The organism is Sediminibacterium sp., assembly GCF_051860225.1.
GTDB lineage: Bacteria > Bacteroidota > Bacteroidia > Chitinophagales > Chitinophagaceae > Sediminibacterium.
Window position 1 is genome coordinate 327,354 of sequence record NZ_JBHYEI010000001.1, and the last position, 12,181, is coordinate 339,534.

10 protein-coding genes are annotated in these 12,181 nt (G+C 36.7%); 2 read left to right on the forward strand and 8 right to left on the reverse strand.

Annotation, left to right across the window (positions count from 1 at the left end):
• The first annotated feature begins 73 nt into the window (after positions 1–73).
• Positions 74–1,921 (forward strand): outer membrane protein assembly factor BamB family protein, encoded by a 1,848-nt coding sequence (locus ACTIEI_RS01295; RefSeq protein ID WP_439504468.1) that lies wholly within the window; start codon positions 74–76, stop codon positions 1,919–1,921.
• Here ACTIEI_RS01295 and ACTIEI_RS01300 read toward each other — a convergent pair.
• Genes ACTIEI_RS01300 through ACTIEI_RS01310 form a run of 3 tightly spaced genes read right to left on the reverse strand, consistent with a single transcriptional unit; the run spans position 1,918 to position 4,555 of the window.
• Positions 1,918–2,277: a CoA-binding protein gene (locus tag ACTIEI_RS01300; protein ID WP_439504469.1), complete on the reverse strand. Its 360-nt coding sequence runs from the start codon at positions 2,275–2,277 to the stop codon at positions 1,918–1,920. The genes ACTIEI_RS01295 and ACTIEI_RS01300 overlap by 4 nt on opposite strands.
• Complete coding sequence (locus ACTIEI_RS01305) at positions 2,277–2,486, reverse strand: CDGSH iron-sulfur domain-containing protein (RefSeq protein ID WP_439504470.1); 210 nt, start codon at positions 2,484–2,486, stop codon at positions 2,277–2,279. Before ACTIEI_RS01305 ends, ACTIEI_RS01300 begins: the two co-directional genes overlap by 1 nt.
• 20 nt (positions 2,487–2,506) lie before the next feature.
• Positions 2,507–4,555 carry a TonB-dependent receptor plug domain-containing protein gene (locus ACTIEI_RS01310; RefSeq protein ID WP_439504471.1) on the reverse strand — a complete coding sequence of 683 codons (2,049 nt, stop codon included), beginning with the start codon at positions 4,553–4,555 and terminating at the stop codon, positions 2,507–2,509.
• Between the two features lie 143 nt (positions 4,556–4,698).
• On the opposite strand from ACTIEI_RS01310, the gene ACTIEI_RS01315 reads away from it, so the two are divergent.
• Positions 4,699–5,382 carry a metal-dependent transcriptional regulator gene (locus ACTIEI_RS01315; RefSeq protein ID WP_439504472.1) on the forward strand — a complete coding sequence of 228 codons (684 nt, stop codon included), beginning with the start codon at positions 4,699–4,701 and terminating at the stop codon, positions 5,380–5,382.
• A gap of 11 nt (positions 5,383–5,393) precedes the next feature.
• Here ACTIEI_RS01315 and ACTIEI_RS01320 read toward each other — a convergent pair whose 3' ends face one another.
• The 5 genes from ACTIEI_RS01320 to ACTIEI_RS01340 are packed head-to-tail and all read right to left on the reverse strand — an operon-like array spanning position 5,394 to position 12,179.
• Positions 5,394–6,800: a hypothetical protein gene (locus ACTIEI_RS01320; protein ID WP_439504473.1), complete on the reverse strand. Its 1,407-nt coding sequence runs from the start codon at positions 6,798–6,800 to the stop codon at positions 5,394–5,396.
• Positions 6,801–6,830: 30 nt separating this feature from the next.
• Positions 6,831–8,645 (reverse strand): DNA polymerase III subunit gamma/tau, encoded by a 1,815-nt coding sequence (locus tag ACTIEI_RS01325; RefSeq protein WP_439504474.1) that lies wholly within the window; start codon positions 8,643–8,645, stop codon positions 6,831–6,833.
• Between the two features lie 20 nt (positions 8,646–8,665).
• Positions 8,666–9,838, reverse strand: a complete 1,173-nt coding sequence (locus ACTIEI_RS01330) for a hypothetical protein (protein ID WP_439504475.1) — start codon at positions 9,836–9,838, stop codon at positions 8,666–8,668.
• 9 nt (positions 9,839–9,847) lie between these two features.
• The gene (locus tag ACTIEI_RS01335; protein WP_439504476.1) at positions 9,848–11,449 is read right to left on the reverse strand and encodes a L,D-transpeptidase family protein; all 1,602 of its coding nucleotides are present in this window, start codon (positions 11,447–11,449) and stop codon (positions 9,848–9,850) included.
• A gap of 28 nt (positions 11,450–11,477) precedes the next feature.
• Positions 11,478–12,179, reverse strand: a complete 702-nt coding sequence (locus ACTIEI_RS01340; RefSeq protein WP_439504477.1) for an RsmE family RNA methyltransferase — start codon at positions 12,177–12,179, stop codon at positions 11,478–11,480.
• Between the last annotated feature and the right edge of the window lie 2 nt (positions 12,180–12,181).

Below are 12,181 nucleotides of genomic sequence, written 5' to 3' on the forward strand. Positions count from 1 at the left end.
ATACTGATATTAATAACACAAAATGAACATTCAATTTGACATTACTAATAGTAATTATACCTAACTTTCTACCATGAAAAAACGGTTGCTTGTACTCATCTTTCTGATGGCAGTAGTGCATGTTCATGCGCAATGGAAGCCTTTTCGATTTGCATTTATTTCTGACACACATATAGGATCTCCTAACGGGCATGCAGAAGAAGACTTGCGTAGAACAGTGGCAGATATCAATAGCATGAATGATATTGCTTTTGTAGTGCTTACAGGCGATATCACCGAATTGGGTACCGACGCAGAAATTAAATTGGCTAAAGAAATTTTGTCCGAACTAAAAGTTCCCTATTATATTCTAGCAGGAAACCATGATACAGGATGGAGTGAAAGCGGCGGGGTTAGTTTTGGTAAGATTTTTGGATACGATAAATTCAGTTTTAATTTTAATGGCATTCAATTTTTAGGTTGTGCATCGGGGCCTTATGTAAGAATGAGTGACGGCCATATTCCGCGTGATGCGGTGAATTGGTTAGACCAAGAATTAAAGAAATTAAAACCCAATCAACCAGTTGTTTTTTTAAATCATTATCCATTAGATAAAGATTTAGACAATTGGTATGAAGCAGTAGATCGTTTAAAAAATCATCGCACGTTGGCTGTTCTAAATGGACATTGGCATACCAATAGAAGATTGGATTATGAAGAACTACCTGCTGTGGTAGGACGTTCCAATCTCAGGGCCAAAGCGGCTTTCGGCGGATACAATTTAGTAGATGTAGGTTTAGACTCGATGATTTTTTCAGAACGTACACCAGGTATTGAAACCAAAAAAGCATGGACAGGAATTGATTTAGCGGAAAAAAAATTCAGTGCTAAAAAATATGATCGCCCGAACTATTCAATGAATGACAGCTTTCCTTCGGTAAAAGCACGTTGGATATATGCTTCTGATGCGAATGTAATTTCAACACCTGCTGTTACATCAAACCTAGTCATTTTTGGAAATAGTGTAGGAAGTATTGATGCCATTTCTAAAACTGATGGTAAAAAGAAATGGGCTTTTAAAACCAAGGGCGCTATTTATTCAAGCCCTGCCATTTTTCAAAATAAAGTAGTGGTTGCATCAGGTGATGGAAGTATTTATTGCTTGAATAATAATACCGGAAAATTGATCTGGCAATTTAAGGCTGATGCTGCAGTATTGGGGTCTCCACTTATTCATGACAACAAAGTATATATAGGGGGAAGTGATCACCATTTCAGGTGCTTAGACCTTGCTACTGGCAAACAACGTTGGAGTTTTGGAGCGCTGGAAGGACCTGTGGTTAGTACCCCCATTTTCAGTAATGGAAAAATTATTTTTGGCTCTTGGGATCGTCACTTATATGCCCTAGATGCTTATACAGGAGTGCTTTCCTGGAAATGGAATAATGGCTCTATGGTTCGCAATTTTGCTCCAGCTTCTTGTATACCAGTTGTGCAAGATGATATTGTTTATATAGTTGCCCCTGATCGTTATTTATCTGCTATCGATATCAATACGGGTACCACTTTATGGAGAAGTAAAGAGGTAACTGTAAGAGAATCCATTGGTATTTCTGCAGATGGAAAATGGTTGTATTGCAAAACGATGTCCGATGGATTTGCTGTATTTCCAACAGGAAGAAATATGCAAACATTGGCATGGAAAAAAGATTACGGCTTTGGTTATGAGCATGTACCTAATATGCCTGTTGAAAAAGACGGCAAAGTATATTTTGGTACAAAGAATGGCATCGTGTACGGCATTGATCCTTATACCCGCGAAAAATTATGGCGCTATAGAATTGACAACTCAATGGTGAATACAGTGAACCCAAGTGCTGCCAATGAGTTGGTTGTTGCTACAATGGATGGTAAAGTAACCTTACTCGAATTGAAATATTAATATTGACCGGTACTTAACATGACCAGCGTACAAGCTTCAATAGTTTCAATACCATTCTGCTGAGCAATCGCTTCTAGTTCATCGTTTTCAGTGCCTGGATTAAAAATAATGCGTTGCGGTTTTAATCCAACAATATAATCGTAGTAAGGCTTTTGTGCAGTTGGATTTAAGTATAAAGTTACTGTATCAATTGCATGTGCTGAAGGTGGTTCGGTTTCAATTTGTACTCCTGCAACCATAGCGGCTTTCCTTCCCACGGCTATCACTTCATGCCCATATTTGCGCAATCGAGTGACTGCTTCAAAACTATACCTAGCAGGGTTTTCAGAAGCACCTAAGACTACTGTTTTTTTCATTATTCGTTCTCCTTAATCAAAGACTTATGAGAAGCATCACAATAAGGTTTATTCTTAGATAAACCACAGCCACAAAGTGATACTTTTTCTTTTACATCCACCGTACCATCTGGCTTATGAATATAAGATTTAGAAGTAACTACAATAGGGCCCAAAGGCTTAATTAAAATATCTACTCCGTCTTTTACAATTGGTTGTTCTTGTTCCATATAGTAAAGATACGAATGCTTTACTTGATGGTATAACGAAACCCTAAAAATCCTCGGATTCCTTGATTAGGTGCAAACATATACGTGGGATCAAAACTGAGCGCATAGGGATTGTCTGCAGTTGCACGAACCTGTCCGTTGGGCTGAAATTGCACCCCTTTATCAAATGGATCATTGGCCCTTGCAATCAAAAATGGACTAAAGCGGGTTGGCAAAAAGTTCAATAAGTTTTTTACACCACCATATATTTCAATACCGCGCCAATAATGAAAAGTAAACTGCACATTTTGCAAACTATACCAGGGGGAGTAAGGCTGCCGTGGATCGAGCGATCCTAACAGAGGCATACGCATGGGACTGTAAACATTACCTGTGTAATCAATATCTAAATGAATCGATGGAATACGATAAGACAAAGACCAGGTTCCCGAAAATCGTTCCGTTAAAATCTGCTGTTCTTTTTGACCGTTCTCATGCAAAGCAACATCCATATAAGTTGCACCAATATTTAATTTGATCCCATTGTTCAATGCAATATCTGCATTTGCGGAAACCCCTTTACTAATGGCATGTCCATTTAAATTAGCATAAATAATCTGATTAGGATTTGTTTCAAAATCACCTACAATTCGATTATTGAAATAAGTATAGAATGCAGAAAAATCAAGGGTGGTAGCAGTACTACCCTTTCCATATAGTTTATGGATATAATTTAAATTAACATTAAATGATTGCTCAGGTTTTAACTGTTCGGCTAATACCACTTTTCTAGCACCTGATAATGCAGCATGGTCTTCGGTAAATATATTCACTACCCTAAAACCAGTCCCCATATTTAAGCGTAGGAACTGATGATTGTTAATGGTGTATTTATAGGCAACCCGTGGAGTAAAAATATTTCCATGTGCCGTATTGTAATCGTAGCGAAGACCTAGTAGCAATTTATGTTTTTCATTGAACGTAATTTCATCCTGCGCAAAAATGCCTGGCAATACAATGCGCTGTGGTTGTGTTCCAAATTTGGAAGGATCGATTGATCCAGTTGCGGGGGTATTATCATTATAATAAGTATAACGCAAGGCAGAACCTAATAAGAAGTCGTGTTTACCAATCGTCTTATCCCATACCATTTGCGCAAATCCTACTTGTTGCTTACCCATGTACAATGTATTGCCATACATGCTATTTTGGTGATGGTGATTCAATGAAAAAGCAAGACTAATTTTTTCTGTAGTAGGCAATTGATAATTACCCATTAACTCCACCCGATTGGTGAAAATACTTTCTCCATAAACTTCGTCTGTTCCCCTAAAACGCTTGTTCCAATTCATCTGTCCACCCCAACGATCTTCATAAAAATAACGAGCAGCTAAATTAAGTGCACGATTATTCTTTTGTTGGATGGACCATTTTTGAAAAATTGAAACCCTTTGTTGCAAAGTCAAATCAGTGAATCCATCTTTATTGTTATCAATTGGATTACTGTAATTAAAGTAGTTAAGCCCAGTTAATACGGTGGTTTTGCTCCCCACTTTAGTGGTAAAACCTAGATCGGTATTTACTTCTCCCCAAGTAGTTGCCATCATATCTGCGGATAGATGAGGGGCTGTTCCTGTTTTTTTAGTAATCACATTAATTAGTCCACCAATAGCTTCACTACCATACAAAGTAGAAGCAGGTCCTTTTACAATTTCAATTCTATCTACCATTGAAGCTGGGATACCGGATAAACCATACACGGTAGATAAACTACTCATAATGGGCATCCCATCTATTAACACCATTGTATAAGGACCTGGCAACCCATTGATTCTAATTTCCCCTGTGTTACAAATATTGCAATTGTTCTGAGGCCTTACGCCATTGATATGTAACAACCCTTCAAAAATATGGAAGGCAGGATTCTTTTTTAGAAAAGCTGCGGTATACACTTCAACAGGCACAGGACTTTCTACTCGCTTCACTTCTTTTAGCGTACCTGTTACCACTACTTCATTTAAGACCCCCTCATTGGGTTTTAATAAACGGGACGTATCTGCAGGAACCTGCGCTATTAGCTGTTGCAGCAAAATTAAATGCAGACATGACAGTCCTATTATAAGCTTATAAAAACGCATTGAATTGTAGCTGTTTTAGTTAAAAACTGCGTAAAACTATATTTGTTAGACTAGTCTAACAAATTTTTATTTTGATTTTAGCTTACTTTTAACCCATGCAAGCCTTATCGTATACCGAAGAAAATTACTTAAAGGGATTATTTAAACTGACCGAAGAGCTCGGGGCAAAAGAGGAAGCGGGCACCAATGAAATTGCCAACCACTTAGGCGTAAAGCCCGCTACGGTAAACGATATGCTGAAGAAACTGAAGGACAAAAAATTGATTCATTACGAACGCTATGGTAAATCTTCTTTAACTAAAGAGGGTAAAAAAAGAGCTATTGAGATTGTAAGAAAGCACCGATTATGGGAAACTTTTTTACACGAGAAGTTAGCATTTAACTGGGATGAAGTGCATGAAGTTGCAGAGCAATTAGAACATATACAAAGCAAAAAATTAATTGATAAATTAGATCAGTTTCTCAATTATCCATCAGCAGATCCGCATGGTGATCTTATTCCCAATGCAAATGGCGAGCTCAATATTCTTCCCCATAAAACCTTAATAGAAGAATTAGTAGGGCATCACTGTAAAATGGTTGGTGTAAAAGATAATTCTGCAGAATTTTTAAAATACGTAGATAAATTAGGCCTATCAATTAACCAACCCATCAAGGTAAAAGCAAAACAAGCTTACGATAATCAAATTGATATTGAAGTAAATGGCAAGAAGCACAGTATCAGCCCCAAGTTTGCCGAGCAGATCATTATTGTATGCCCAACTTGTAATAAAAAATAAATAAGAATACTTTAATCGATATTTACTTCACCCTGTTTCATTTTATTCAATACTGTTTCAAATGCTGCAGCAGAAAAACGCATAGTAGTTCTTAGTTTAATGGCTTTTTCTTCCCAATTAATGGCTTCAGCTTTATTGCCTGTTCTATATAGTAACCTTGCATAGGTATCCATCAATTCTGCCGATTCATAAAACTCTAACCCTCGTTTAGCTAATAATAAGGCCTTACTTAAGTATGCAGGATTTTTAGAAAAAGTATATACATCCCATGCGCCTTCATTCAACGCATTGGCATAAAATTGTCCTCGGGGTGCAAATGGTATCACACTTCGTTGTACGCCTTGAACACGAACAGTTTTACCTAACTTATTACGAATGCTATCTGGAATTTGAGCAAAAACTTCAGGGGGAATCCCCGAACCAGTAGTATTGAGCAACTTTAGTTGCGCCAATGAATCTTCTTTGCGAATATCTTCAGGTTTTATATTCATAAAGTAACGTTCATAAAAAGAAAATACATTACGCATATAATTAACCGTATCATTGACGCCTTTATAATAGGTAAGCATTAGCTGCATATTGGCTTTAGGTCCCTCTTCTGGCTTGTCTGCAGCAAAAGTATTTTGCCTAAATGCAGCAACTTGATACGCAAAACCGAGGTTTTTATCTTCAATTGCTTTATTGATAGACTTAAATGCAATTCTACTATTAATGACCTGACGTTCTCTCAAAGGAATATTATACCAAGCTATCATGTAATTATCTTTTTGCTTTTCTACAAATTTTTGTGCTGTAGAACCAACAATAGGTGCGCATCTCAAAACATATTGAAGAAAAGAAATAGAAGCTGCTGAATCATACGGTGCTTTTTGTGTGAGTTCGTCAATAAGATCTGGATGAGGTTCAAATCCAATCTTTACTACTTTGTCTACAAGCTTTCGAATCACTACAAAATCACCAACTTTATTATAATAGTCTTGTTTCAATTCTTTGAATGAACCAGTATTCGAACGCATTTCTGCAATGGCACGTTGAATACCCTGAATATAGGGATACGCAGACGTAGAGCTTGAAGGTAATATTTGTAAAATATTCAACTGTGCATCAAACCAAATAATACCAAAAAAATCTTTAGGTACTGTATAAATAGAATTTGCTACAGTAAATTCAACAGGAAAACGAGGTTGCCGAATTAAAATACAATTGCTATCTATGCTTTTTTTTGCAGCCACCAATCCTGCTTCTGCAACATCATTACACTGAACACATTTTTCCGATGTAATTACTAGCATTACTAATTTATTTTCCTTATCCGCTTTTTTAGCAGCTTCTTCAAGAGTAAGTGTAGAAAAATGAGGCTGCGCAAATACACCAACTGAGCATAATGCTAGCAGGATAAAGAAATAAGACTTTAACATAGATTGATTATTGGAACATGAATATAAGCATCAATAATCAATCTCCAAACGCAGTTTGTCTTTAAGTTCACGAAGCAAGGGATATTGTTCAGCAATCCGTTCAAATTTTTGCTTACTATTCAATCGCATATACAAAGGCACATCTTCTTTTTCACCCTCTTCTACTAAAACAGTAAAACTAATCGCTCGATTATTAAACTGCGTTTGTAACTGATCTAATAAAACGGTCTTTTCGCTCTCCACAAATTTCTGTGCAGTAACTGCAGAAACACGAACGGTAAAATGAATATCACTATCTATTTCTAAACTAGCGATTTTAAACGTACCAACTGCAGAATGTTTTAATTGCTTTTCTAATTGCAAAATATAAGCATCCCAAAATGAGCGGAGACCTTCTTCCGTTAATGGCATTGCTTCTTTTACCTCTTCAATCTGGTAATTGCTGCCCGCTTTTTCTTTGAGTGCTTCTAATAAAGACTTCTTAGGTCCTGTTTTGATGGTACCTACAGGTGCAGGTGATTGAGTAGGAACCAAATTTTCTTTTACGAACAATTTAGGACCCGCTGCATTCGCAGATACGGTAGTAGTTCCATTTCCCGAACCCTGTGCCGGATGAACAGTATTGCTTACACTGGTAGCAGCAGGCGGTGCTGGTGGTGCCAGTGGCTGAATCATTTTTGTTTTGAAAGCAATTGGACCGTCAACTCGTTTTTTTTTAACTACAGCTCCCTTATCGGTCGTTAATTCAATTGCTTGTTGCAAAAAACTCAACTTAATTAAAGCAAGCTCTACGTGTAAACGCTTATTGCGAGCCATCTTATAATTAACTTCCGTATCGTTTAAAATATTTAATGCACTTACCAAATAGCTTAGAGAGGTTTGTTGTGCTACCTGTGTATATTTTTCTTGCATACCTTCCACTACTTCTAAGAGTGCAGCCGACTTCGGGTCTTTACAAACTAATAAGTTTCTAATGAATTCTGCAAATCCATTCAACACCAAATCACCTTCAAATCCTTTGCGGTTGATTTGATCAAATAGCAACATCGCTCCTGCCATATCTTGTTGATGCATGCATGCTAGCAATTGGAAGAAATAATCTTCGTCTAAAATATTTAAATGCTCTAAAGTATTTTGATAAGTAACCGTGCCATTGGTGAAACTCACAATTTTATCTAGAATACTCAGCGAGTCTCGCATACAGCCTTCACTCTTTTGAGCAATCACTTGCAATGCTGCTTTTTCTGCATTAATATGCTCTTTGTCTACAATTTCTTGTAAATGTTCAACTGTATCGTTATTAGTAATTCTTTTAAAATCAAAAATTTGACACCTACTTAAAATGGTAGGTAGAATTTTATGTTTCTCTGTTGTGGCTAAAATAAAAATAGCGTAGGGAGGCGGTTCTTCTAATGTTTTCAAAAATGCATTGAACGCACTTGAACTGAGCATATGAACCTCATCCACTATATACACTTTGTATTTACCAGCTTGTGGAGCAAAACGCACTTGTTCTACTAATGCCCTTATATCATCTACAGAGTTATTACTAGCAGCATCCAACTCATGTATATTCATTGAAGTGCCTGCGTCAAAAGAAACACAACTATTACATGTATTACAGGCTTCACCTTCTGCCGTTTGATTGGTACAGTTAATGGTTTTTGCCAAAATACGTGCACAGGTCGTTTTACCCACCCCTCTAGGTCCACAAAATAGAAATGCATGTGCCAATTGATTATTACGAATGGCATTCTTTAGGGTAGTAGTAATATGCTGCTGCCCCACCACTGTATTAAAGTTTTGGGGACGATATTTACGTGCTGATACGATGAAATTGTCCATAAAAATTGCTGCAATATAACTTATTTATAGTCCATCTCAGGATGCCGTTCAAAAGGATATTTTTCATTGAATATATAACGGAAAGTAACCATTCTTCGGCTTTGTGTTCCGCCCAAACTTTTGTAAATATTGACCATTTTAGGATTCCAATCTCCTGCCCAACCCATCTCATACTGCTCGTACCATCCTTTACCCTGCAAAAATAAACCAGCTGCATAAATTAAGTAGCTATCAACGCCCAATGCCTGGTATTTTGGTACAACGCCAAAAGCCAAACCAGTTAAACGTTTATTGGTTCCCCTCCACTTCATCCACAAAAGTTTCAGTTTTTGGATGATCCCAAATTGTCCGTTGAAATGTTTAAAATATTGATTTAGATCGGGAATATTAATAAACATAGCTATCGGATCTTCTTTGTAATAAGCAAACCATACTACTCGCTCATCCATAATGGGCTTCATTTTACTAAAGAGCTTTACTACCTGTTCTTTGGTAATTTCTTTGGCTTCTCCATGCTGTGCCCATGCAGCATTGTATACCGTAGCAAAATCTCCTGCATATTTATTGAGTTCACTCAGCTTTACATGCTTTGCTGAATAATCGGGTTTTGCATTAAACTTGGCATATCGCTCTGGAAATTTTTCTGGCAAAGGATCATCTACATTCATGTAATAGTAGTACTGATTGTAATAATTCTTAAACCCATATCCCTCAAACAACCCTTCATAATAAGATGGATTAAAAGACATCCCATACATGGGTTCTTTGTCAAAACCCTCTACCATTAAACCCCACCATTTATCGCGGTCGCCAAAATTGATTGGACCATCCATGGCTTCCATGCCCATTTCAGCTAACCATTGTTTTGCCGTATCAAATAACAAATTAGCAGTTGCTTGGTCGTTGATACAGTCAAAAAAACCAACTCCGCCAGTTTTATATTCCGTTCCTTTATTGATGTACTTATCGTTCGTAAAAGCTGCAATTCTACCAACCAACTCACCACCATCTGTATAAGCAACCCAGCGTATGGCTTTTCCCCATTTGAAATATTTGTTTTTTGTAACATCAAATACCTCATTTACTTCATTGTTTAAGGAGCGGATATAATTCGGGTTTGATGCATTCATGATTGCATTTACAGTTAAAAAGTCCTTGACTTGTTCTGCGTCTTTTACTTCTACTATTTGCATATCCTTCTTTTACTTTTGAAATAATTTTTGAGCCATTTTTTGATCGTGCTGATAAATATCTCTTCTAAAATGCAACACACCAGCTTGATCTACCCATGAAGTAAAATAAACAAGAAAAACCGGAATTTTCTTTTTTAAAGTAACCCATTTTTCTTTCTCCAAATACATCAAGCTATCAATGGCTGTACTGGTATAATTCGGCTGATCACGCAATAAAAACTCAGCAAATTTTTTAGGCTCTGCAATTCTGATACATCCATGGCTTAGCCCTCTATTAGTTTGAGCAAATAAATTTCTATTGGGCGTATCATGTAAATAAATATTAAACTCATTAGGAAATAAAAACTTAACTCTTCCTAAAGCGTTATTGGCACCAGGCTTTTGCCTAATCTGTGGAAGTCCTCCTACATACTGGGTGATTTCCATATTATGTTTGGCAATGTATCCTGAATTTTTTCTAATAGCTGGCAACAATTCCTTACGCACAATACTTTCTGGCACATTCCAATATGGACTAAATACAACATACTGAAGATTCCCTTTAAATATAACTGTATTATTAGCTGATGAACCCACAATCACATTCATTTGCAACAGGTTTTTGCCTGCTTCAAATACACGCAATCTAAATTCAGGAATATTCACCAACACATATGTACTATCTTGTTGCGGTGGCATCCACCTAGCCCGTTCCATATTAATTAATAACTGCTCAATTCTTTTTTTAAGCGGAACATTTAAATCGGCAATCAATTTATTCCCAATAACCCCATCCACATCAATACCATGACGTTCTTGAAATTTTTTAACCGCCAATACTAGGCTTGTATCAAAAATGGGGGTATTGGTTAATGAGTCATTCTGCAAAAACTGAAGTCGCTTCTTTATTCGAATGATTAATTGACTTGTATCATTACTACGCAAAGATTTTTTAAGATTAGGTATTGAATCAAGCACTTCTTTTTTTTGCATTTCTACTAAACGAAATAGCCATTTTTCCATCCGAGGGTATTGCAAACTTACTGGCGCATAATTAATCACATCGGTGGCTTTTTTCTCAATAATAGAATCTAATAAAGCATGAAGATTTAATTTTTTTCTAGGTATATACCATCCCAAATCTGCAAGATTAATATCTGCCCCTTTATACATTTTTGCAGCATATTTGAAAAACTGTCCAGTAAACATTAGTTCAGTAAATAATACTTCTTTGTTAGGTTTTATTGCTTTAGCTGGTTTATTTGAATAAACAGCATATAAGTCACGGAATTGTTTATTAAATAATGCACTATCTTCTAAACGAGTAATATAGTCGTTTTGTAAATTGTAAAAGTGGTGAGCTTGCTCAGATAGACCAGTAGAATCAAACCAAGCATATTCATAGTTTCGATCGGTATAAAAATCAACAAACTGTTGCTCAAATTCTTTCACCCAATTATTTTCTGCTATAAATTGTTGTAGTGATGCGCTATCTAAGAATAAGGGATTGTATGAAGTAGTCAATGTAATTGAACTATCGCGGATTACTTTTTTATCTTTCACATTATTCCACCCACAAGAGAATGCAATCAAAATTAACAACCCTAAAAAAGAAAACGAAGATTTACCCATTTTGCTAAGGTACAAATTGTAAGTAGGATTATCTGTTCTGTAAAAGCACAGCTGCCGCTATCCCTGCAGTTTCTGTGCGAAGACGGGTATAACCCAAGCTAATCATAGTGGCCCCAGACTGAGCCGCCAACTTAATTTCGTCTGGTGTAAAATCGCCCTCAGGGCCTATCAATAACAAAGTATTAACGGACCGATCTACTGATTGAAGTGCCTTTTTCTCCCCTGGCTCGCAATGTGCCAAGAGCAATTGAGCATTGCGGGGTTGTTGTATCAATGATTTAAACGCAATCGGATCATGCAAAACTGGCTTATAAGTTTGTTGGCTTTGCAACATGGCTGAAACTAAAATATGTTCCCAACGTTCTTTTTTAAAGTGTGTACGTTCCGTTCTATCCGCAATCAAAGGATAAAATGATGCAATTCCAATTTCAGTTGCTTTTTCTAAAAACCATTCCATTCTTGCAGCATTTTTCACAAAAGAAATGGCAATACTATTTTGAGGATTCGGTGAAGCAATTTGTTCAAATGCCGACAATTGAACAACTGTCTTTTTTTTATCGGAAGCAACTATTTCGCCCGAGCATTTTAATCCAAGTCCGTTGGTTAATAAAATAGAATCCCCTTCTCTCATTCGTAATACCATGCTACAATGTTTACTCGATTCGGCTGAAAGAGAAAACAAACCAGGCATTACTGGCAATTGAGGTTCATAAAAAAAAGGGGTAGACATCT

Excerpts from the sequence above, each read along its gene's own strand:
- ACTIEI_RS01340 (WP_439504477.1), bottom strand. The coding sequence starts at position 12,179 with ATGTCTACCCCTTTTTTTTATGAACCTCAATTGCCAGTAATGCCTGGT.
- ACTIEI_RS01335 (WP_439504476.1), bottom strand. The coding sequence starts at position 11,449 with ATGGGTAAATCTTCGTTTTCTTTTTTAGGGTTGTTAATTTTGATTGCA.
- ACTIEI_RS01300 (WP_439504469.1), bottom strand. The coding sequence starts at position 2,277 with ATGAAAAAAACAGTAGTCTTAGGTGCTTCTGAAAACCCTGCTAGGTAT.
- ACTIEI_RS01330 (WP_439504475.1), bottom strand. The coding sequence starts at position 9,838 with ATGCAAATAGTAGAAGTAAAAGACGCAGAACAAGTCAAGGACTTTTTA.
- ACTIEI_RS01325 (WP_439504474.1), bottom strand. The coding sequence starts at position 8,645 with ATGGACAATTTCATCGTATCAGCACGTAAATATCGTCCCCAAAACTTT.
- ACTIEI_RS01295 (WP_439504468.1), top strand. The coding sequence starts at position 74 with ATGAAAAAACGGTTGCTTGTACTCATCTTTCTGATGGCAGTAGTGCAT.
- ACTIEI_RS01305 (WP_439504470.1), bottom strand. The coding sequence starts at position 2,486 with ATGGAACAAGAACAACCAATTGTAAAAGACGGAGTAGATATTTTAATT.
- ACTIEI_RS01315 (WP_439504472.1), top strand. The coding sequence starts at position 4,699 with ATGCAAGCCTTATCGTATACCGAAGAAAATTACTTAAAGGGATTATTT.
- ACTIEI_RS01320 (WP_439504473.1), bottom strand. The coding sequence starts at position 6,800 with ATGTTAAAGTCTTATTTCTTTATCCTGCTAGCATTATGCTCAGTTGGT.